At 36.8% G+C, this 21,162-nt stretch carries 33 protein-coding genes; 7 read left to right on the top strand and 26 right to left on the bottom strand.

Annotated features, from left to right (window positions below; all coding sequences use genetic code 11):
- Positions 1-295: 295 nt before the first annotated feature.
- The 20 genes from QZL64_RS14095 to QZL64_RS14000 form a co-directional block, all read right to left on the bottom strand.
- The gene (locus QZL64_RS14095) at positions 296-553 is read right to left on the bottom strand and encodes a hypothetical protein (protein WP_021842588.1); all 258 of its coding nucleotides are present in this window, start codon (positions 551-553) and stop codon (positions 296-298) included.
- The gene (locus QZL64_RS14090; protein ID WP_021842587.1) at positions 550-1,335 is read right to left on the bottom strand and encodes an HNH endonuclease signature motif containing protein; all 786 of its coding nucleotides are present in this window, start codon (positions 1,333-1,335) and stop codon (positions 550-552) included. The genes QZL64_RS14095 and QZL64_RS14090 overlap by 4 nt, the downstream gene beginning before the upstream one ends.
- Entirely contained in the window at positions 1,332-1,589 is a 258-nt protein-coding gene (locus QZL64_RS14085; protein ID WP_021842586.1) for a hypothetical protein, read from the bottom strand. The genes QZL64_RS14090 and QZL64_RS14085 overlap by 4 nt, the downstream gene beginning before the upstream one ends.
- A gap of 2 nt (positions 1,590-1,591) precedes the next feature.
- Positions 1,592-1,861 (bottom strand): hypothetical protein, encoded by a 270-nt coding sequence (locus QZL64_RS14080; RefSeq protein WP_021842585.1) that lies wholly within the window; start codon positions 1,859-1,861, stop codon positions 1,592-1,594.
- Between the two features lie 29 nt (positions 1,862-1,890).
- Complete coding sequence (locus tag QZL64_RS14075) at positions 1,891-2,238, bottom strand: hypothetical protein (RefSeq protein WP_021842584.1); 348 nt, start codon at positions 2,236-2,238, stop codon at positions 1,891-1,893.
- Positions 2,239-2,652 carry a hypothetical protein gene (locus tag QZL64_RS14070; protein ID WP_021842583.1) on the bottom strand — a complete coding sequence of 138 codons (414 nt, stop codon included), beginning with the start codon at positions 2,650-2,652 and terminating at the stop codon, positions 2,239-2,241.
- Between the two features lie 2 nt (positions 2,653-2,654).
- Positions 2,655-3,101 (bottom strand): hypothetical protein, encoded by a 447-nt coding sequence (locus QZL64_RS14065; RefSeq protein ID WP_021842582.1) that lies wholly within the window; start codon positions 3,099-3,101, stop codon positions 2,655-2,657.
- A 28-nt stretch (positions 3,102-3,129) separates the two neighbouring features.
- Positions 3,130-3,507 (bottom strand): DUF4406 domain-containing protein, encoded by a 378-nt coding sequence (locus tag QZL64_RS14060; protein ID WP_021842581.1) that lies wholly within the window; start codon positions 3,505-3,507, stop codon positions 3,130-3,132.
- Entirely contained in the window at positions 3,504-4,043 is a 540-nt protein-coding gene (locus QZL64_RS14055; RefSeq protein WP_021842580.1) for a hypothetical protein, read from the bottom strand. Before QZL64_RS14055 ends, QZL64_RS14060 begins: the two co-directional genes overlap by 4 nt.
- Positions 4,036-4,242, bottom strand: a complete 207-nt coding sequence (locus QZL64_RS14050; RefSeq protein ID WP_021842579.1) for a Lar family restriction alleviation protein — start codon at positions 4,240-4,242, stop codon at positions 4,036-4,038. The genes QZL64_RS14055 and QZL64_RS14050 overlap by 8 nt, the downstream gene beginning before the upstream one ends.
- On the bottom strand, positions 4,220-4,462 hold the full coding sequence (locus tag QZL64_RS14045) for a hypothetical protein (protein ID WP_021842578.1): 243 nt from the start codon (positions 4,460-4,462) through the stop codon (positions 4,220-4,222). Before QZL64_RS14045 ends, QZL64_RS14050 begins: the two co-directional genes overlap by 23 nt.
- An 86-nt stretch (positions 4,463-4,548) precedes the next feature.
- Entirely contained in the window at positions 4,549-4,938 is a 390-nt protein-coding gene (locus QZL64_RS14040) for a single-stranded DNA-binding protein (protein WP_021842577.1), read from the bottom strand.
- Positions 4,935-5,123: a hypothetical protein gene (locus QZL64_RS14035; RefSeq protein WP_156705891.1), complete on the bottom strand. Its 189-nt coding sequence runs from the start codon at positions 5,121-5,123 to the stop codon at positions 4,935-4,937. The genes QZL64_RS14040 and QZL64_RS14035 overlap by 4 nt, the downstream gene beginning before the upstream one ends.
- Positions 5,116-5,856 (bottom strand): rolling circle replication-associated protein, encoded by a 741-nt coding sequence (locus QZL64_RS14030; RefSeq protein ID WP_021842575.1) that lies wholly within the window; start codon positions 5,854-5,856, stop codon positions 5,116-5,118. Before QZL64_RS14030 ends, QZL64_RS14035 begins: the two co-directional genes overlap by 8 nt.
- A gap of 155 nt (positions 5,857-6,011) precedes the next feature.
- On the bottom strand, positions 6,012-6,257 hold the full coding sequence (locus QZL64_RS14025; RefSeq protein ID WP_021842574.1) for a hypothetical protein: 246 nt from the start codon (positions 6,255-6,257) through the stop codon (positions 6,012-6,014).
- Positions 6,247-6,603 (bottom strand): HNH endonuclease, encoded by a 357-nt coding sequence (locus QZL64_RS14020; protein WP_295225411.1) that lies wholly within the window; start codon positions 6,601-6,603, stop codon positions 6,247-6,249. Before QZL64_RS14020 ends, QZL64_RS14025 begins: the two co-directional genes overlap by 11 nt.
- The gene (locus QZL64_RS14015; protein WP_021842573.1) at positions 6,596-6,931 is read right to left on the bottom strand and encodes a hypothetical protein; all 336 of its coding nucleotides are present in this window, start codon (positions 6,929-6,931) and stop codon (positions 6,596-6,598) included. The genes QZL64_RS14020 and QZL64_RS14015 overlap by 8 nt, the downstream gene beginning before the upstream one ends.
- 7 nt (positions 6,932-6,938) lie before the next feature.
- On the bottom strand, positions 6,939-7,130 hold the full coding sequence (locus QZL64_RS14010; protein ID WP_021842572.1) for a hypothetical protein: 192 nt from the start codon (positions 7,128-7,130) through the stop codon (positions 6,939-6,941).
- 105 nt (positions 7,131-7,235) lie between these two features.
- Positions 7,236-7,559, bottom strand: coding sequence for a hypothetical protein (locus tag QZL64_RS14005; protein ID WP_021842571.1), 324 nt, complete (start codon positions 7,557-7,559; stop codon positions 7,236-7,238).
- 11 nt (positions 7,560-7,570) lie between these two features.
- Entirely contained in the window at positions 7,571-7,738 is a 168-nt protein-coding gene (locus tag QZL64_RS14000) for a hypothetical protein (protein WP_021842570.1), read from the bottom strand.
- Positions 7,739-7,914: 176 nt separating this feature from the next.
- Here QZL64_RS14000 and QZL64_RS13995 point away from each other — a divergent pair, with 176 nt between their 5' ends.
- Positions 7,915-8,595, top strand: coding sequence for a hypothetical protein (locus QZL64_RS13995; RefSeq protein ID WP_021842569.1), 681 nt, complete (start codon positions 7,915-7,917; stop codon positions 8,593-8,595).
- 435 nt (positions 8,596-9,030) lie between these two features.
- Here the strand turns inward: QZL64_RS13995 and QZL64_RS13990 are convergent, their stop codons facing one another.
- Together QZL64_RS13990 and QZL64_RS13985 are read right to left on the bottom strand one after the other, a co-directional pair.
- Entirely contained in the window at positions 9,031-9,393 is a 363-nt protein-coding gene (locus QZL64_RS13990; RefSeq protein ID WP_021842566.1) for a hypothetical protein, read from the bottom strand.
- Positions 9,394-9,434: 41 nt separating this feature from the next.
- Positions 9,435-9,629, bottom strand: a complete 195-nt coding sequence (locus QZL64_RS13985; protein ID WP_021842565.1) for a helix-turn-helix transcriptional regulator — start codon at positions 9,627-9,629, stop codon at positions 9,435-9,437.
- 135 nt (positions 9,630-9,764) lie between these two features.
- On the opposite strand from QZL64_RS13985, the gene QZL64_RS13980 reads away from it, so the two are divergent.
- The 4 genes from QZL64_RS13980 to QZL64_RS13965 all read left to right on the top strand — a co-directional run bounded on the left by QZL64_RS13980 (position 9,765) and on the right by QZL64_RS13965 (position 13,080).
- A complete protein-coding gene (locus QZL64_RS13980) occupies positions 9,765-10,181 on the top strand; it encodes a helix-turn-helix domain-containing protein (protein WP_021842564.1) in 417 nt (138 codons plus the stop codon).
- A gap of 9 nt (positions 10,182-10,190) precedes the next feature.
- Entirely contained in the window at positions 10,191-10,535 is a 345-nt protein-coding gene (locus tag QZL64_RS13975; protein WP_021842563.1) for an ImmA/IrrE family metallo-endopeptidase, read from the top strand.
- Positions 10,536-10,622: 87 nt separating this feature from the next.
- Entirely contained in the window at positions 10,623-11,363 is a 741-nt protein-coding gene (locus tag QZL64_RS13970) for a type II toxin-antitoxin system PemK/MazF family toxin (protein ID WP_021842562.1), read from the top strand.
- Positions 11,364-11,643: 280 nt separating this feature from the next.
- Positions 11,644-13,080 (top strand): recombinase family protein, encoded by a 1,437-nt coding sequence (locus tag QZL64_RS13965; RefSeq protein WP_021842561.1) that lies wholly within the window; start codon positions 11,644-11,646, stop codon positions 13,078-13,080.
- Here the strand turns inward: QZL64_RS13965 and rlmD are convergent.
- The 4 genes from rlmD to QZL64_RS13945 form a co-directional block, all read right to left on the bottom strand.
- On the bottom strand, positions 13,077-14,507 hold the full coding sequence (gene rlmD / locus QZL64_RS13960; protein ID WP_021842560.1) for a 23S rRNA (uracil(1939)-C(5))-methyltransferase RlmD: 1,431 nt from the start codon (positions 14,505-14,507) through the stop codon (positions 13,077-13,079). The two genes, QZL64_RS13965 and rlmD, sit on opposite strands and share 4 nt — an antisense overlap.
- A gap of 395 nt (positions 14,508-14,902) precedes the next feature.
- Entirely contained in the window at positions 14,903-15,043 is a 141-nt protein-coding gene (locus QZL64_RS13955; protein WP_156705906.1) for a hypothetical protein, read from the bottom strand.
- 20 nt (positions 15,044-15,063) lie between these two features.
- The gene (locus QZL64_RS13950) at positions 15,064-15,930 is read right to left on the bottom strand and encodes an alpha/beta hydrolase (RefSeq protein ID WP_021842558.1); all 867 of its coding nucleotides are present in this window, start codon (positions 15,928-15,930) and stop codon (positions 15,064-15,066) included.
- Between the two features lie 495 nt (positions 15,931-16,425).
- Positions 16,426-17,592, bottom strand: a complete 1,167-nt coding sequence (locus QZL64_RS13945; RefSeq protein ID WP_021842557.1) for a DUF2827 family protein — start codon at positions 17,590-17,592, stop codon at positions 16,426-16,428.
- A gap of 394 nt (positions 17,593-17,986) precedes the next feature.
- Here QZL64_RS13945 and QZL64_RS13940 point away from each other — a divergent pair, with 394 nt between their 5' ends.
- Both QZL64_RS13940 and QZL64_RS13935 read left to right on the top strand, forming a co-directional pair.
- Positions 17,987-19,801: an N-6 DNA methylase gene (locus tag QZL64_RS13940; RefSeq protein WP_021842556.1), complete on the top strand. Its 1,815-nt coding sequence runs from the start codon at positions 17,987-17,989 to the stop codon at positions 19,799-19,801.
- 77 nt (positions 19,802-19,878) lie between these two features.
- Positions 19,879-20,499 carry a DUF2314 domain-containing protein gene (locus QZL64_RS13935; RefSeq protein ID WP_021842555.1) on the top strand — a complete coding sequence of 207 codons (621 nt, stop codon included), beginning with the start codon at positions 19,879-19,881 and terminating at the stop codon, positions 20,497-20,499.
- The last annotated feature ends 663 nt before the right edge of the window (positions 20,500-21,162 follow it).

The raw sequence follows: 21,162 nt of genomic DNA, 5'->3' as shown, positions 1-21,162 counted from the left end.
ACCAAATATAGCCATATACCCATGATACAAAACAAACCAAAATAAGATGCTAACAATTACTGCTCCTATCCAGGTAATTAAATTACAATAGCGTCTTAATATCTTGTCTAGAAATTTCAATAAAATCACTTTCCCTTCAACAATGTCCCAATGACAATCATAGTTACTGCAATAAATACAATTCCCAGCCATATATATAAAGGAATGAAAACTTGTATCCATGACAATGCAGTCATTTCAAATATTTTAGCAATAATAAGAGTTGTTTGAATTATGACAAACATAACCTTCCACATTATTTATTCACCACCCATTTAGAAGTACGGCATTTTTTATATATATTAACCTCCGCTTTATGCGTATCAGGATTATATCTGCTGGTAAATTTATATTTTATTTGCTTACCAATAGTTACATATCCATCTAATGTGTTATATCCTCGTATATGCCTTCTAACAATATCATCAACACTAACTTTTTCACCTTCACTTTTTAAATAGTCAATTATCTTATTGGCAATAGCAGCCGTATGATCAATTCGATGTTCTGTCATAATTTTCTCTGCTTCTTCTGCAATTCTCCTAATTTCACTTTTACCTTAGCAATCAATAATTTGCTTTCATTTACCTCTTTTATATTGCTTGCTCCGTGTTGATTAAAAAATAATACTTCAGCCTTACTCACCAACTTCAAATTATCTAAGCTAAAATTCCTCTTATTTTGATCTAAAAACAGTACACTATGAGTTTTCGGTACCGGTCCGTTTTCGTTTTCCCAAATTACTACATGCTTTAATCTCCATTTATTAGGCTCTGCCACCTTTACCAGTGTATAACCATCTACATCAATGCGTTCACTACCTACCGGTTTATGATTATGTGGCGAATGTCCTTTTTTAAAGCATCCACTATTAATGTTTCCCGGAAACCGTTTGCCTTTATTCCATGAAGAATGCCCCTTCTTAAATTGAGTGTTAACATCGCACGTAAAAACATTGTTTTTAAAAAAGGCTCTCATCTGCGTATATGTAATATTTTTTTTGAACTTTTCATTTATAAGATCCGTTGTTTCTTTAATTGTCCGGCCCTTATAAATGCTTTTGAAGTATTCCAGTTCTTCCGGTGAAAGTAATCTAATGTTTACTACATATCCTTTTTTATCTTTTTGAGATCTTCCGCACTTTATTTTATGATTTCTTAAATAACTCCTTATTTGCTTTTTCGTCCAGTCTTTATTGAATTTTTCATTCATCATGGTCACAATCGCATTAAGAATGTACTCTTTGCAAATACTTAGCAGGTATTGTCTTTCTTCCTCATTTAATAACGGTCTCATTCTTTCTTATCGCTACTTTCTATCTGCAGTATTTCCGGCATTTCATAATTTGTACCAAATGCATTTTCCTTGGCCATATGAGCACGTAGTATTAATGCAGCATTGTCTACGACCATTCGAGAAATATTTACTGTGGCCTGTGTTCTGTTTATTTCGGCCACCAACGCATCGCTATCTTTTAAATCAACCGCTTCAAGCCGGTCCAGTTGGGCAAATAGCTTATCATTCAACACTTCTAACGTTTTCTTTCCCATTTTTATTTACTCTCCTCTTTTATTTCGGTCGATACTTCTAAACCATATTTTCTTATATATGCCAGTAATAATTCCTCTTTGAGACTTTCATTCAAATTGGATCCTGACAATTCATTAAAATCATCAACTATTTTATTAAAATCTTTTTCGCATTTTTTATATTTAATTTTAATGGTCAGATTCATCATTACAGGATTTATTGTATCCTCTCCAATTTCATTTATTCCTAGCTCTTTCATTAGTCGTCTAAAATGATTTCCAAGAGTTTCCATTATTATGCAGCTCCTTTTTTCAATAATCTTTAATCACTCAATGATAATTCATGCGGCCATTTATTACCTACGTATTCCAATTCATTTTCATATCCCCAGCAGATTTCTCCTAACCAAGTTCCATCTTCATGTTTGATTAAAATTACCGGCTCATCGTTAATCCGACTAGCAATGACAATTGCACCGGTATCAACGGATTGTCCATCTTTAAATATTAAACCTGCTGTATCTGTCCAATCTTCTTTTATGCCGGCCCAAACAAGCATATTAGGCTTATAATTTTTCTTGATTATTTCAATGGCTTTACCCCAATCTAAACATCTCCGTGAAGCTCCTTGTATGGTTAAAAAAGGAGTTTTTAATTCCCATGTGTTCATTTATTCTCCTTTTTGCACAATTACCTTTTTCTTCAGTCTATTTAATTTTCCAAAACTAAAACCGAACCATTTTAACACCGCAATGGCCAATGCCTTTTCTAAATCATCCGCATCACCAGGAGCACGCTTTACAATTACTTTCTTTTTAGGATTTTTGTTGTAAAGGATTAAGGCATCTTTACTTTTAATGATTTTTAAACTTTTAGGTAATTCCATTCCAATGCCCCCATTCCAAAATCTTTCAATTAATTCAGGATTATAATTTACTTTGACTTCTATATTCGTTAATTTATTTTCCTTCGGAATAACACCATAAATGAATGCCGCTTTGTTCTCTGGTAGATTAATTTCTTGAATTGCACTAACTTTCATCTGCTCGACTAAAATACGAGCTCGTTCTTTTATCGGTAACATATTTAATCACCCGCCTTGTTCAAATTAATACGTTCTGACTCTTTAACCACAAACATGTTAAATGCTAATTTATGGAATTTAATCCAATTTCTTAATTCTTTATTTAATCGCCCTTCCAAATCACTTCTAAGAGCTTCATTCATTCCACCTAAAAATAATTTTTCCGGAGATACTTTTTCATTGTCATAAATCATTTTCCCGCATTTGACTGCTCCGTCAGAGTTTTTCGTAAATTCATAGAACCACTGCCCTTTTAATTCACTGATAATGTCGTTCGCATGGATGTGTGGATCATACCTATAGGCTCTACCAATCCAAACATTTTCCATTTCTTCTGCACTATACATTTCTTTGATTTCTTTTAAGGCATCTTTTTTGTTTCTTGCTTTTAACTGCGTAAACTCTTCATTATCTAAGCTTGCCGCCCATCGGCCTGACCAAGTTAACATATTTACAACCTCCGCATCATGCAGCCTTTTACTCTTTCTGCGTTACAAAATCATAATAGTGTTCTTCAACTTCTGAATCTACGAAAAATTCATTTTTCCAATTTCCTAAAAAAACAACTGGAATATTATTATCAATTGCTGTTTTAACTTCTTCTTTGCATCCTCTACTACGTTCCCAGCCAGGGCAAATTACTAATATGTCACATTTTTTCAAAAGCTCTAAGCATACATCCAACCCTCGTTGATATTCATCGCCTTCCAAGTATGCAAATCCATAATTATGGATAGGAGATACGTATACGTTCTTATCATCAGTAAATACCAACTCTTCCATAATTTTGTCTATTTTCTTTTGATTTTTGATTAACCCACCAAAAGGATGGGCAACGTACACTAATTTCTTCATTGGATCGCTCCTTGTCTACTATCCGCATCAGCGGCCGCAATAAAATCTTCATTAAATTCATCTTCCGCATCAGTCTCCGAAATTCGTTCCGGCTGTTCTTCAAATAAGCTGGCCTGTGCTCTCTTGCCTTGAATATATAGCAGCCCTTCATTCACCAATGCTTGTAATATTTCATTGGCCAACTCTTCCTTCTTCATGCCTATCTTTATTGATTGAGTTTCAAGCTTACAAGTAGTGCTTTCTTTATTGTCCACTCTTCCTGATAACTTATATTCAGACATTTTATCCTTACTGCAATTTTTGCCACCGTATTTAATTCTTACGGCAAATACAGTTACGTATTTTGCTCCAAACTTTAAAGTATTGAATTTTTCAAGCAATAGTTCTTTCAATCTTAAAAATGCCGTAATTAACTCTGGTCTCGGTTTATCTTTTGATTCCAAGGAATAATATTCTGTTCCGCCTCCCTCTGTTTCTTTGGCGTATTGGAACATATAATATCCACCACTAATCTTAATGCTTGTTATCTTAATCATTTTCTTCACCTCTCCGATTCCAACAATCCATTAATTCAATATAGGTAAACGCCTCATGGAATGATACTGTTACACCACAATCTGCACACAGTACCATCGGCTGATTAAATCCGGCTCCAATGCCTTCTACAACTCTCACCGCATCAGACCCACAAAATAGACATGGATCCAAATTCTTATCCTGCATTTTGGTTGCCATTCAATTTCCTCTTTTCTCTTTCGTAGTGGGGACATGTATTACAGCGTTTGGCTGCTATAAATTTACGTTTCTCTGTTTTACCGGTGGCTAATTGTACCGGCAATAAAAGCGTATCTTTATTACCGCAGCTTTGTTTTACAAATAAACCGCCTAATTTAGTAAACTTGATACCATGCTTACATGTTTTTGCTCTCAGAAACTCATCTTTTTTTCTTGCCATATTCTCTATCCTTCTTTGCTTTTTCTAATGCCTTTTTTCGTTTGTGTCCCACTTTTGGCAATGCAGCCTTTTCCAACTCATTGCCGTTAGAAGGGAATTTCTTCATTACCTGCATGCGTATTACTAAATGAGTCAAAATTACTTTCCGTCATTGTTTCACCAAGCGAAACGCCTACCATATTGGCAACTACTTCTGTGATATACCGTTTTTGGCCATCATGCGTTTCATATGATCTAGTATTTAATCGGCCCTCAACAAATACTTGATCACCTTTTCGTAAATTTCCGACTAACTCACCTTTCTTACCCCATGCTACGCACTGCACATAAGCTGTCTGTTGCTTAACTTCTCCGGTAGAGGAATTTACATATTCATCACTGGCAGCCACTGTAAATGTTGCCACCAGTCTACCTGCTTTTGTAAAACGCACCTCCGGGTCTCTGGCTAAATTTCCTAAAATCTGAACTGAGTTCATAGTCCGCTCCTTTCAATAATCCTAACTATTCTTTTAATGGCTGCTTGTACTTCTATTTCTTTTTGCTTAACTCTTTCAGCTGCCCTTGTTACCCATTCCGCTAATTCGACACTTCCATAATCAACTTTTCGGTAAAATGGCAATAGCTCATATGCTTTCATTCTTTGTCTTTGCCTACTATTCAATCATTGGCCCCCTAATTCTAATTATTCTAAAAAACCTATACGGATATCCGGCGTTATTCACACCTTCAAAATAACTTTCTTTATCCAGATAATAACCATTTGGAATATTAACCTCACGCTTCCATTCTGTTGCCTTTAGTGTTTTTACCTTTGCTTCCGGCGGATGCACGTTATTACTTTTTACCCATGTTCTCTTGAATACTCTTGGTTCATCTTTTTTATCATCATTTATTGTTCGCTCCTTAGTAAAATATTCGGCCATCTTAATAGCATCTTCAGCCGCTCCCTGGTAATATTTAATTTCCGTAAATCCGTACGGCCATAATTTCCGCATCAAGGCCGTTGTTAGTTCAATCTCTCTATTCACTAACATATGAAAATGCAATCTGCCTTTTTCTTCTGCTATGTAAATATATTTAAGTTCTTTTTCTGACTTCTTGTATTGCTTCCTCAAATCTCTTACAAATTTTTGGATCGCCTTTTTACTCTCTTCCGGTGGCAATTCCTTTTTGAATGTTAGAGTTAAATAATAATCATCTTCCTTGAAATTGTTATCAATCAACATTCTTAATTTAGCCTTGGCCATTCGTAAATTATTTTTCTTCACTTCTTCGGCCGTTGGTTTTCTTTTTGGCAATCTTGGTTTCTTGCCTTGACCCTGATATGACTTGATGAATAAACTATCATATATTTCAGTCATATTTTTACTTTTAATAATTTTCCGTTTACGCATAAATATCACATACCATTTGAACGACTTATTAATGTATAGTATCAAGTCAGTAAACAGTGCCTAAACACTGTCAAATACTGACTTTGCGTCCATTTTGTGATATAATAAAAGTGTCAGATTTTGTTACATCACTTTTGTAACGCTAAGGACTATCACTACGGTGGTAGTCCTTTTATTTTGGACAAAATCTCCATTGCTTTTGCCCTGGCTTGTTCCGGAGTTTCTTTGTAGGTGCAATGTGCTTGACCACCTATCACCTCTTGATGGCTGCACCGCCCATTTTCATAGCAATGGCTCATACATATATTGGCCTGGTACATATGACAGACAACTACATGATGTGGTATTTTTCCACATACCGGACATTCTTTATTTTCAAATCCGCTAAATTTAGTACTCATAGCCGTACCTCTCTGATAAAATCTGCTGTAGCAGCCTTTTGTATTCTTTAGGCGTGCTGCCTTGGTGAATCTTAATCCGGTGGCAGTGCCAGCACAGGCAGCATAAATTTTTGATTTCATTACCGCCGGCCGATGAACGGTAGCTAATATGATGTATTTCCTCGTATGGCCGGCCACATAATATACAGCGATAACCATCACGTTCTTTCACAATCGGCTTAATCTTTTCCAACTCCGCATCATACTTCTTTTTTCTTGTACTTCTTTGACTCAGTCTTTTCTTAGCCTTTAATTTGCTTTTTGCTTTTAATCGGCTTCTGGTCTTTAATGGAGTTCTTCTAAGCATCTTCCCACTCCCGCTTAATCTGTGCCTCCACTAGCCGGCACTCTAATTTATAAACATTGATGGCCTCTTGGGCATTCCAATATAATACTTTCGCAACATCTCGCTTATGTCTCAGTTCGCTTATTTCCGGATGTCCTTTTGCTAAGTCGCCAATTAAAGTCACGGCAACCTTTTCAATTCTTGCCTTGGCAATAAATTTTGCCTTTTCTTTTTTGTATTGTCTCTCAGCGTCTGCTAAAGCAATGCCACGCTTCTTTGATTCGGATAAAGCGTGGCTTAACTCTCTTCTTTTGTTCTGCAGGTACTGTATTAGTTCAAATGATTCCATTGCTTTCTCACTGCATTAACTTATATATATGTAACTTTCTCAATTCCTTGGTAATCGTATCCGATTGTGCAGCAGCCCACCAAATCTCATCTTCATTTTTAATGGCCACCACTTGATCCATATCAATAGGTTTATTGCTTACTTCGCCATACAATAAAATATTCATAATAATGTTTTTCTCAAATCCTTTTACTTTCATAGTTATCCCTCATGTGTTATAATGATAAAAAAGATATTTACAAATAACGGTTAGCACTCTTATTTGTTTGGCCTTACATGACGGCAATCATGTAAGGCTCTTTTTTTATTCTTTTTCACGATCATACGCCCTTTTCTTTTCTACCGGCCTACTATATATCCGAGTCAACACCGCTTCATGGTGCTGTTGAATTCGTTCCGCTTCAGTACGCCAGTATTGTGCTTCATTTTCCATTTCATTCCATTTGAATAATGCATTTAAACCAATCAGTGTAAGTAGTCCCCATCCGATGTAAATTCCCATCGGCATTTCTTCGACCACACCCGCATCAGCTCCATCCATAGTACCGATGAGTAATGCTGCTGAAATCGATAAAATTAGAATACAACCCGGCTTTATATTTTTCTCAATAAATTCAAATATTTTCATTTTGGCACCCCTTAACCAACATTAAGCTCTTGATTGGTATGATGATTTTGCATAATTCCAATCACTTCTTTTATAGCCGGTGTCTCTTGACTGATATCGATATCGTCTAACGAGTTAACCACAGTTCCATTTTTCAACCGGTGTACAATTTTAATAACCTGATTATCATTGTTTTTCATTATTTCTCTCCTTTTGTTCATGCGAAAATATCTGCCATGCAAATTTATAAGATACATATAAAAGAAAAACAGCAAATATAAGACCTATAATTTCAATGTAATAAAGTTCGATACGTATCATGTTTAAGTTTTCCCTTCTTTCAGTGATATAATTAAATCAAAAAGGATGTGATATAATGCCTGATAAAAATATTTCCAACAAACCAGAAAATTCTCCACAAGGCCTTACTGTACGTGAAATTTATGATACATATGGCCGGCCCTTAGCTGAAAGAGCACAATCGTTAATAAGTAACCCTGTTGTACAAGCAGAAATGCAAAGAGCTACGAGAGAAGAGTATTATAAAAAAGTTAAAGCCTATGAAGATCAAGCCTTTAATCTTACGAATAAGGAAATTGAAGATCTCATTTGGTCCATTCATATTGGGAAAAATACTTTTGAAGATTTAAAGCAGGTAATGCCTTCAATCAATTCAGCTACTATCTATAAATATCTCCTTGATGAGCCAGAACTACGTTTTAAAAATGAAGGCTTATTAGGCGGCATCCCTAAAGTAGCTTCGCTTAACGTCAAGCGTTCTTATTATTTCCAAATGACTAAAATTCCTACCGGCTTTTATGCTCCCTATGAATTTGAACCTACTGATTCATTTATACTGACCATCACTGCTGAAAACATGATTTACCAATTAGAAAAAGAACGTCATATGCAAGAATTAGCTGAAAAAAGCTTGGTAATTGCTGAAGATAGCTTAAATGAAAGTAAGCAGTCAACAAAATATGCAATGTATGCAATGTATGCTAGCACTATCGGAATTCTAATAGCGTTAATACAAATTTACTTAAGTTTAAAATAGTAATTAGTACAGCTATTGTAATAATCACTATGTTAATTCGAGTTATGTACCGTGCATCATGTAAACGTTCATCAACCGATGTATATTCTTTTTTGAATAACACTTCAAAAAAACGCTTTAAGTGTCGTTTTATTACATTAATTGCCATTCCTTCTCTAACACTTTTAGACAAAATTATCCAAATCCCCATAATAAGGAAAATTGCTAATAACAAACTATCAATAATAATAAATATATCTTTCATATTTCTGCTCCATATATCTATAACTATGTAACGAATGAGTTTACTAATGCCTTGTTACTAGAAACCACAGAACTAGAAAGGTATTTAAAAATGCCAGGACTAGCAACCACATACTTCCTTCTTCTTTCCAATCCTCGTAAAGTACAGTTGTAGTAATGGCTGCTACGCTAATTGTTATTAGTCCTAAAATGTCATTCATATTGGATGCTCCCAGCCTTAACCCCTTGCTTAATCATTTCGGCTTTTTTTTCAGCTAATTTTTCAGTATTTAAAGAGCTCTGCTTTATTCTGATATCTTTTTTGTTTTCTGCCTGCATATCATTCTGACGATCAATAAATTGTGCATACATTAATAGGACTTTAGCTTCTTTCTCTATAGCTGTATCCCATTCTTCAAAAAGATTTTTTACTGTATAAGCATTGCCAATTTTGGCTAACTCATTTACTAACTCATGCTTTTTATTGAGCAATGCTCTTAGTCTCTCTTGTGATTTATATAAATCAAACTTTTCTTGAGCCGCATCATATTGTGGCTCTTTTTTATTTTGTGGCATTATTTACTCTCCTTTAAGGGTAACTTTAAGTGAACATTGCTTTAAAAAAAAATTTCCTGCACTGTTTTCCCAAAAAAGTTAGCAATTCTTTTTTTAATTTCATCCCTCGGAACTCTTTCATCCAGTTCATACATAGCAATAGAAGCAGTAGATACGCCCACCTCAATTCCTAACTCTTTCTGAGTTAAGTTTCGGTCATTTCGCAATGTGGCCAACTTCTCTCCTATACTTTTCATTTTCTCACCGCCTTTCTAAGTTCACTTAAAGTTTACTACACCACACAAAACTTGTCAATCACTTTATGTGAACTTTTATATTGTTTTTACTCACTTAATGTGATATTATCTAATTATAGAAAGGATGTGAACTTCATGACGTTTGGCGAAATACTCTATAATTTAAGAACATCACGCAATGTTACGCAATCAGAACTTGCTAAGTATTTAAAAATATCAAAAAGTTTAATTAGTATGTATGAACGCAATCAAAGAAAACCAAGTTTTGAAATTCTTGAAGGCATCGCCGATTTTTTCAATGTAGATATGAATACACTTCACGGCATTAATAAAAACAATGCTCCAACATTAAATAAAAGAGATATAAAAACTATCGCATCCGACTTAGAATCCATGATGAATGATTTATCATCAGATGATTTCGCAGCCTACGGCGGTACTGTTGATGATGATAGTGAACGTGAATTGTTACGATCTGCAATTAAAACTGCTATGGAAATAGCCAAACTACAAGCAAAGAGAGATTTTACTCCTAATAAATACAAAAAATAAGGTGGTTTAGTGGATATAAAGAAAGTCGTTAACAAAATAATAAAAAAATACGGCACTAACGATCCATTAACATTAGCTGCCGAATTAGGAATTACAATTATATATCAACGCTTAGGAGAAACTTTAGGATTTTGTCTTACCTACAAACGTCAGAAGATTATAGTTATAAATGACAATTGCCCAAGTGAATTATTAAACTTTACTGTCGCCCATGAATTAGGTCATGCAATACTTCATAAACGTATTAATACTCCTTTCTTAAAAAAACATACTCTTGTAAGCATTGATAAGATTGAGCGACAAGCTAATACTTTTGCCGTTGAATTGCTCTTACCGGACAATATTTTAAAATAGTACGAAGATATTAACTTTTACTGTCTTGCTCAATGTGCCGGTATTCCAAATGGTTTAGAAGAACTTAAATTTATTTAGAGGTAGTTTATGAATTATAAAGATCCTATTAATATTCTGGAGTTTATTCAGTTTCAAAAAACAGTCTTAAGAAAATATAAAAACTACATAAGTGAACAAATAAAGGATAATTATAAAAAAGTAGCATTGTTAGTTTATTGGTTAAATGATTACATCAATTATATAAAGAATGAAAAAAGTTTTGAACCAAACAGAAACATAAAATATAAACGTGGCCAAATTGTCTTTGTGAATTTTGGGTTCCGTATAGGTAATGAGCTTGGTGGGAGGCATTATGCAATTGTATTAGATCAAAATAATGCACCTTATGAAGGAACTTTAACGGTTGTTCCGCTTAGAAGCAATAAAAATAAAAATACTCGTTATCACAGAATATACACGATAGCTCTTAGTTCAAATATCAAAGCTAGTTTATATGCAAAAGCTACCTCAATAATAGATGCAAACTTCAAGCGATTAATTGAAATTGGTAAGCAAATATATAATTCAACATCGCCTTTAGATAAAAAAACACTGGAAAAAGAAGGTGCTTATCTAAAAAAACGTTCAAAATTAGCAAAAGATATTTTGGATTTTGCAAAAAAACTAAATAATGGTAGTATTGCCGATGTTGGCCAAATTACTACTATAAGCAAACAACGTATAGTCCATCCTTGTAAAAAAAATGATGTTTTGACTGATATAATAGTAAATTCTAATGATATGGAATTAATCGAACAAAAAATCAAATACTTATACTTTACTTCTTGATATTATTTACTAATTCCCTTATAATGTAGGCATGGGGTAACATTAAGTTACCAATAATATGATGCGTACTACTTGATAGTACAAATAAATGCCTACTCAATTGAGTAGGCATTTTTAGTTTTACAACTTAAAAATTATTAAATAAAAAATCCCCCGGCTGTTGGAGCAGCCGAGGGAAAATTGAATACAGTTACACCTGAAGCATAACCGCATCAACCCGCAAATTGATTATACCACGCTTCAGGTTAGTTTGTCATACCTAAAAGGAGCGTGTTTTTTTATGCCTAAAATTAAAGTAGGTATATATATCCGTGTATCGACCCAAGAACAAGCCAATGAAGGTTATTCAATCGATGCTCAAACTGATAGATTAACCAGCTACTGTAAGTCAAGAGATTGGGCAATTTACAATACCTATATCGATGGTGGATTTAGTGGATCAAACACTAACCGTCCAGCCCTGCATCAACTTATGCAAGATATACAAGATAAAAAACTTAATTGTGTTTTAGTATATAAATTGGATCGCCTATCACGTAGCCAAAAAGATACTCTCTATCTAATCGAAGATGTCTTTTTAAAAAATAAAATAGACTTTGTATCACTCAATGAAAATTTTGATACTTCTTCACCTTTTGGCCGGGCCATGATTGGCATTCTTTCTGTATTTGCTCAACTAGAACGAGAGCAAATAAAAGAACGTTCCCTCATGGGCCGTATCGAACGAGCCAAAAATGGCCTATGGCATGGTGGTGGATTTGAGCCTTTTGGATATAATTACATAAACGGACAATTGATAGTTAACGAATATGAAGCTAATATTGTTCGGGAAGCTTTTGAGCTATTTTTACAAAAACTACCTATCCATAGAATTAATCGCATTATTTCTGAAAAATACGGTAAAGAATTTCATGAGACCGTATTACGCAGCATATTAAGTACAAGATTATATACCGGCAAAATTTCTTATCTTGGCGGCATATATGATGGCCAACATCAAGCCATTATAACTGAAGATACATTTAAGGCTGCTGAAACGCTATTAGCGTACAGAAAGAAAAAATTTAGTAATAGTAACCCATTCAAAGCAACCAGATTATTAGGTGGCATATTGTATTGTGCACACTGTGGAGCTCGCTACTTGGCAAAAGGCAATTATAGCGGTCATGGCAATAAAAAGGTATACCGCCCATATTATACTTGCTATTCACGAGCAAAATGCACCAAGAAATATATTCTGGATCCAAATTGTAAAAATCCATCATACGCTGTTGTTGTATTAGACGAAATAATTATAAATGAAATCAGAAAACTTTTTATTAACAAAGAGTATCTATATTCTGCCAAGAATGCAACCGCAGCTACTAATACCATCAATAAGCAGAAATCAATTTTAAAGCAAATAGATTCTATACAGTCTCAAATAAGCCGACTGTTAGACCTATATCAAATCGAAGGGATCTCTATTGATGATATTCAAGACCGCATCAAGAAACTGCAGCACGAAAAAGATGTTTTAGAGGAAACCTTTTCTAATTTAAAAACTAACCAAAAGAAAAAGCTAACTACCACTGAAGTATTATCAATGGAAGCTAGCTTTAACGAAATCATGGAAAACGGAACCGATATGGAAAAACAGGCTATTGTCCGCACTTTAATTGACAAAATAATAGTACATGAAGAGCTGAATAGCTTTGAAATTATTTGGAATTTTTAATCTATAACTCTGACAAGTTTTGAAATCACTTCCACGTGTGCACTCATGGCAAACATATCCACCGGCTGCACGGTTTGCACTTCATAACCGAGCTCACGTAGCACGCAAATATCGCGCGCCATGGACGCCGGATTACAAGACACATACACCATATGTTTCGGTTTCATGATGGCCGCCGCTTTTAAAACTTCCTCTTTACAGCCTGCCCGAATCGGATCAAACACAACCACATCGGCTTTCACGCCCCGTTTCACGAGTTGCGGCATTTCTTTGGCCGCATCAGCGGCGATAAATTCAACATTCGTAATGCCGTTGCGCTTCGCATTCGCTTTGGCATCTACAATGGCAGGTTCCACAATTTCAATACCGATAACATGTTTTGCCTGTTTTGCCAAAAACAGAGAAATCGTACCGGTACCGCAATATGCATCGATAACCGTTTCTTCACCGGTTAAATTAGCATATTCCAACGCTTTCTTATATAATACGAGGGTTTGTTCCGGATTGACTTGGAAAAACGAATGCGGCGATAGTCTGAATTTCAAGTCGTCAATGGTGTCGCTAATCGTTTCGTCACCCCAAAGCAATGTGCAATCACGGCCCATAATAACATTCGTTTTACGCGAATTATGATTGAGCACTATGCTCGTTACTTGCGGCAAGTGTTTACGAATTTCAGAAATCCAGTGCTCTGCTTGCGGCAATGTTTTGGCTGTGCTTACGATAATAACCATCCAGCCGTTTTCACCGATACGGCCGATAATGTGGCGAATCATGCCCTCGCCGGTCACTTCATTATATGGTGTGAGTCCGGTTTCACGAATTAAACGCTCGCAAACGGCAGCAATCTGATTATTCCCCTCATTTTGAATCGCACAATTTGTGCAAGGCACGATGTCATGAGAGCCCATGGCGTAGAAGCCTAGCACCGGCTTTAATTCATTAGCTCCCCCCGCCTGAGTTTTGCCTGTTTGTCCCTGTAACTTTGAGCCGGTATCAACACCCCAACCCACCGGAATCTGCATTTTATTCCGATAATGCCAAGGTTGTTTCGGGCCTAAGGCGGGCTGCACCAAATCAGGATTTGTTTTACCGATACGCTCCATAATGTCGCGCACTTTTTGTGTTTTCAAACGCAATTGCTCTTCGTACGTCACATGTTGCAAAGTACATCCGCCGCAAGTACCATACACCGGACAAACCGGTTCAATGCGATGTGGTGATGGTTCTAAAATTTCAACCAACGTCCCCACGGCATAGTTCTTTTTCACCAATGTAATGCGGGCACTGATACGTTCCCCGGGGAGGGCAAACGGCACAAACACCGTAAACCCTTCATAACGGCCCACGCCTTCACCGCTGTTACCTAAACTCTCAATTGCAATTTCATAGACTTGGCCCTTTGCTACAGGCACATTCTGTTTCATGATGATTATCCTTTCTTACTGTAAGAAAATTAAAAACTACTTTCTTTTATTATATAACAAAATATAGGGGATAACTAAACGTTGCCTCATCAAGTTGAACTATCCGGAAATTCCGGATAGTTCATTTCTTCCTCCCTATAACCAATTCTTTTACTCTAAATCATATCACGTGGGCTTCCTATTAATTATTATCGTTATCATATCTAATGGTACTCATTTATTAGTTCTATTATACAACAAAATACACGGGCTCCGTGCATTTTTAAAAGGGCTTTACCTTAATGCACGGAGTCCGTGTATTTGAATTTTCACTCACCAAAAATTGATTTAAAACTATATCTTTTAACATACTGAGTCTTACTGTCAATGCTGAAGATTGGCCTGAATAATTTCATTCAGACTAATATGTTCATTCCGATACCGGGCACACCGATTATAGTCATAGCGACATGAGTATGCCAACCGCTATAACTGCCCGGTTCAAACGTAATCACATTAGTCTGCGGTCTTCCTTTCTGACAGCAACGGGCCATCATCCTAACCCCCAAATAATCGTTTACACTTTAATCTGCCGCTGCCAAAAAGATACAGCTCGATCGAGCCACCCCTCCGCAACAGTTCCTTCGCCAAGACCAAAGCCATGGGGCAATCCGGGGAACACTTCGATGGCGGCATCGGTTCCATTAGCCTGAATATCCTTAATTCGTCGTTTCATGGTGCCATACCACGCAATACGATCCGCCGTTCCCACACAGTTATACGTAGGCGGCTCGTTACCGGTTACATCGCCCAAACCGGTATACTCCATGATAACCGCAGCCGGCTGTGGATAGGATTTTTCACCAAAAGATTTCGTCCCATACGTACCGACCCAAGCTGCCATTCGAGCACCGGCCGAACCGCCCCACAGTGAATAATCACGGACATCAACCTGAAGTTCCTTTGAGTGCTCATGGATAAAAGCAACAGCTCGTGACAAATCCTCACAGGCTTCGCGAGCACCGACGCGATAGATGAGAGCAAAGGCGTTATAGCCTCGTTTAGCCAATGCTTGGGCATGAGGAAAACTATCGTGCATGGCACCGACATAGGCAAAACCACCGCCGGCGCTGATAATGGCGGTCTTGCCGTGAGGCTTACCGCGAAAGAAAAGTAAACCTGTGTTCTTTTTATTAAGATCGACAGCCTTTTCTTGCGGGCTATAAATATCATAAAAAACGGTCTCACCGGCAAGGACTCTTTCTTTCAGCTCATTGACAATACTCACCGTCCGCTCCGGTTTTATATAGCTATACCAAATAAAATAGTTTCCTAAGTCTTTTAAATTTGTCTGTGGCGGTATCGCCAAATCTACCGGAAACAAAAGCCGGCCGAAGCCGGCAAATGCCTCATCTCGGATGACATCGCGAACTTTTGAACCCATTGAAAATAGCTCTTTTGTCATCTTATTATTTTCCCTTTCTTTAACACTTATTACGATCTAATAATGTTTTTTAATTCTTTTTACTCTTTTAACGACTTTATTGTGTTAAATTCTTTATTTTTTAAATTATTTTGCTCTTTTAGCTATCTATATTCTAGAGTGCGCCTTTATGAAAGTACAGTAACAATTATGCAGACTACTATAATTTTTCTTTATACCGAAACATCAAAATGCACCGTCGCCCCCATCCCATGCACTGGCTGGCAATAAATCCTTGCGTTTCGAGGATTTAAATGGCAATACAATGCTTTTAAGAGGTCGCTTAGGATTTTGGAAGCATATTACGGATGAAAAATTAGCCTTATAATTACTAACAACTTAACATCATAAATAATTCCGCTAATAAAAAACGATTCCGTTTTGTGAAATCTCTCTTAAAGGTAGATTTTAACATCTAACTTTGAAGAGCCTCCAACTTAACGGAACCGTTTCTTTTTAAAACAACTGCTTCAATAATTTTTCGTACTCACTATATACTGCCGGATTGTATGGCGACAAAGTTTCTAAAAACGCCTGATTGTGTTTCTTATGAATTTCAATTTGAGCATCGTAATTCTTAATTACGTCGAGTAATACGTCGGCCCCTCGTTGAGCATCAAATTCCGGATAGTAAAAACCAACGCCCGCATCAAGTAAAATCGGCGAATTGTGTACTAGCGGATAATTGCCGTAAAGGGCTTCGTAATAGGTATAATTAAGCCCCAGTTCCCACTGAAAAGCCAGCATGATATCGGTGTAACGCGACAAAAAGTAGGGCAATAGATGTCTAGTTGCAACGGTCATAACATTGTTTTTTACCAGTGTGGTATAACCGATAAAATTGTGAAAACCGGAAATATCTCGTACATCATAGGTGTTACACAAATACACGTGGGAAATAGCCTCCGGATCTTTTTTATAGGCTGCCTCGGCAATGAGGACCGGCGTATAGCAATTTTTTAGAACCGATATATTCGGCTCAATCACGGTTATGCGACGGCCCCGTTTCGATTTGTCGGGATTATAACCAATACTCAAACCGTCTTGCAGGTTAGCCACTTGTCGGTCAAAAAAGAATGGGCTCCACACATGCGGTACTTTGTAGGCTTTTGTCCCGGTCATGACTTCCAAATAGTCTTTGTTAGTCTTATATACTTGAGGAATTAACCAGACTTGATCAAACGTGCACCCGTTAAAACCGCGACCGCCATCCTTTTTATTCACGAATTTTTCCATATCCATGATAAAATCACTACCCATGCGGAAGGTAACAATTTTGGCGCCATATTTGCGGAATTCTTTTTCATACTTTGGTTCTAACGTAAGCGTACCTTCAATCAAGACATCGGTGGTTTTTACAACTTCTTCGTATGGGAAAATATCGACGCCCATGGCTTCGATTTCCAGTTCTTTAGGCAATGTCTTTAAATCATTGCCCCAGAACACGAAGTATACATCGTCAACGCCGTCAATTTGAGCGAGCATTTCACGTAAAAAATACATATTCTGACCGGCTCCATTGGACCATATGTGTTTGTACGTTGAGCCCCAGAAAAATGTGATGCCAATGCGAAGCCCTTGTCTGTTTGATTTATTTCCACTATTGTTCTTACCTAAACCCATATAAATATCCTTTTTGTTATTCATCGTAACTAGATTAAAATATGATGTATTTTATATTAATATATCACATATTATAGCTTACATAACGCTTTTTTCAGTAAAACTTTATTCAAATACACAAATCGTTTATTTGAATTTTCAGACAAATTATGTGAAATACATCCTTATTAGCATAAATACTGTATTAAGAATTTATTTTGGACATCAGTACTTTCACTTGAGCCTGCAATTCTTCAATCTGACTGGCTTGAGTGTTAATTGTCTTTTGCTAATCTTGAATTTTATCTTTCAAGTCATTGGTTATTAAAAACCTTTGACTTTAAATAGATAAGTAGATACAATAAAAGTGAGTAAAAGTAATATAACTATACCAATCAATAAAAGGAGGTCTTCCATGTTTGAATCGCTTTTCGCAGAATTAAAACTGCAAAACACAGACAGAACTAACGCATACATCGCAAAGGTAGAAGATATACTCAAACCGTTCGCCGTCGCGAGTTTTCAAGACTCCCTATTCATAGTGGCTTTAACGCTGGTAAGTAAAGTAGATAATTCAAGAATCAAGTCTGCCTTTTTTCAGCTCAGATCTCAACTAAACGACTCTTTTGTCACCAAAGCGCTTGAAACGGTGGCAGACTATTATCAAAGCAGTAATTTGGAATCATTCACCCCAATGCATTCAGCCTTACGAAGCTGCACTAGTCTGCAACTGCTAACTTATTTGATGTTTGCCAATCCTAACAGCAAAAAAGACGCCGCTTTCGACAGCGGCCGCAGCCTAAACAGATTGCTCGTCGAACTTGTAAAAAACGAAATGTCTATCTACGATTGGGGCTTTAGTTACGGACAATTCCTACTATCCGCCGCACTTTACGGCAACGCGCAATCACTAGAGGGAATTGAAATCAATCCGGAATGCTATGTCGTTACCAAACTCAGACTGTCCCTCCTGCCACACGAGCGGACCATCAAATTGCACTTTGGCAATATGTTTTACGAAGAAGACCGGCATCGAAGTATTTTTACTAACTTCCGCGATATTTCTACCAAACAACCCCATTCCGCTATCATCCACCCTCCATTTGGTGTCATGATTGATGAGTTTTTTGAAAATAACAAAGGGCTGCGAGTACCGACATTACCGCGCTTTGCTGACATTATGGGCCCCAGCGCGTATAAGAGCGAATGGCCGTTTATACTGAAAGCCTTAGATGATTTAGCTGATGAAAAGCGACTCTACGCTATCACTACTAACGGTGCTGCCTCAACGGAAACATATAGCGAAATCCGGCGTAATTTAGTACAACAAGGATTAGTAGAATGCGTTGTTCAATTATCTGAAAACCTATTGCCGGGCACATCTATCCCGTCAATGCTGTGGATTTTTTCAAAAAACAACGAAACGGTACGCCTAATTGATGCGTCTCGTATTAGAACGGAAGGGCGCCGCAAATTCAGCCTATCTCTCGGCGATATTGAAAAAATAACGTATTTAGTTACTAATCGAACTCCTATTTCCGAGCTTTTCGAAGGATATCAAGGGCTTATCCGCTATGTTTCGGCTTCCGAATTAGCCGAATCCAACTATAACCTATCACCTTCGCGTCATTTAGGCGAAGACTTCCCGGCCGAGTATATTTTGCTAAAAGACGTCTGCCAGATCAACCGCGGGGTTCTCTTAAAAGCGCAAGAGTTGGATGAGTTAGTGTCTGATGACAACTCCGTAAAGTACATCACCCCTAAGCATCTAAACGATAGCGTTATCGACTTAACCACCGTTACCTCATTGATTGAGACGGACGATATTTTGAAAAAGAAATCTATCGGCAACGACACTATCGTCATGAGCAAACTTCTGCCTTTTAAGACCGGCTATGTGTCAAACACCAGAAACAATCAGGTATTCTCGAATGGCAACACCTATTTTTTGCAAATTAACAAAGAAAAAATCAATCCCCTCTTTTTGTGGATGTATTTAAATTCGAATTCGGGTAAAAAACAACTGGAACAACTTTCACGTGGCAGTTCGACAAGTACCTTAAGCATCAGCGATTTAAAAGAGTTAAAGATTCCTTTAATCGAGCCTGCCGTACAGGATAAACTAGCTGATACATATAAGAAACTATTAAAAAAAGAAAGCCAGATTCAAGAAAGTTTAAAAACCTTGGAAAAAGAAAAAGAACAGCTCATCGAGACTGTTCTACAGTAGTAAAATTTATAAAAAAGATTAGTTGATTGTGACTGCATTACAGCAGTTCAAAATATTAAACAGTGAGGTTATGAGCTATGAAGTTGCATGAACACGCTTTTCGTGACTTATTTCACCAATTTATATTATTACCTATCGACAAAAACGATCCTCATATTCCGGATTTTTTCAAAGAATTCCCTAATTACCACGATGCCAACGCACTCTTACTCTATGGTTATATCGACCACGAAGCGGGGCTTACATTTGAAGTTTTAAGTGCCGCGCGGCACGAAAACGACACGACAACGCTATTCCCGGGAAATGACGAGATTTCAGTCAAACTTCGCTCTGAATCTATCGGCGATGAGGAAATTGTATTACTCAATAAACTTACGCCTAATGCGTATGATGAAAAAATTGAGCAAATTCACAAGTTCTACAAAGCCGACAAAGGTATTGAATTATGTCGCAAAATTAAAGAGTTGGATGCTTACCGTCATGCCGATTATCCCGATGATGTAGCCGTTATCTTCTACGACCAAGAAAAAGAACCGGAATATTGCTGGGTTCGCTGCGAAGATTGCCAGCCGCCGCGTTTCTTCGGTACGTTGTTAAACGAACCCAAAATCATTGAAGGAATCCATAAAAACGACAAAGTTGTTTTTAATTTAATTGAAGTAAAAGACGGATTTTTTGTGGCGGTGTTCTTACGGTGATATAGTACGCCAATCAATGAGTGGCTTACCAAATAGACCTAAAACACAACTATTTCAATGGCCCCAAAATCTCCTATAGATCCCTATCCCCCTATAAGTCCAAAATAAAACTCTCATAAACGAAAAAGGCCCCTGTAGGGGCCTTTTAAATTTGACTGAATTCCGGTAACATGTGCCGGTCAACGGTCTATTATTCTATTAATCCCGCCATCCGAGGCGCTTTCTACGTTCTCTCGGCTCAAGAATATATTGATTGATACCTTTAAAAATAGCAATGGCAACCCATATAGGTATGGACCAGACGTTAAATATGGCCGTTGTTATAATGAATAATGTCATCATAATGATAAATTGCATAATGATTTCCCCTTACCCCAATATATAAAAACATCTATCTATATAATATCAGTATACTGGTCTTTATCCATTGCTGTAAACAAACTAATCGTTCAATTCCATATCATCATCTGTATTGTATTTTTTACCATCTGAAGATTTTAGATACTAATGCAAAAGGCCCAACGCCGATAACGGTGTGGGCCTGTTGCTAAACTCTTCTGAGGATAGCCAACGGTTCCAAACGTTCACTATCTTTCTCCTTATATTATAAAGCCCGCAGCCGATGAAAATCAAATAGGCTTATAGGACAAAAAGTGTGTGTGG

The sequence above is a fragment of the Veillonella sp. CAG:933 genome, from assembly GCF_000431435.1.
Taxonomy (GTDB): domain Bacteria; phylum Bacillota; class Negativicutes; order Veillonellales; family Veillonellaceae; genus Veillonella_A.
Note: the sequence above shows the minus strand (reverse complement) of the source record. Positions and strands in the feature narration are given on the sequence as shown.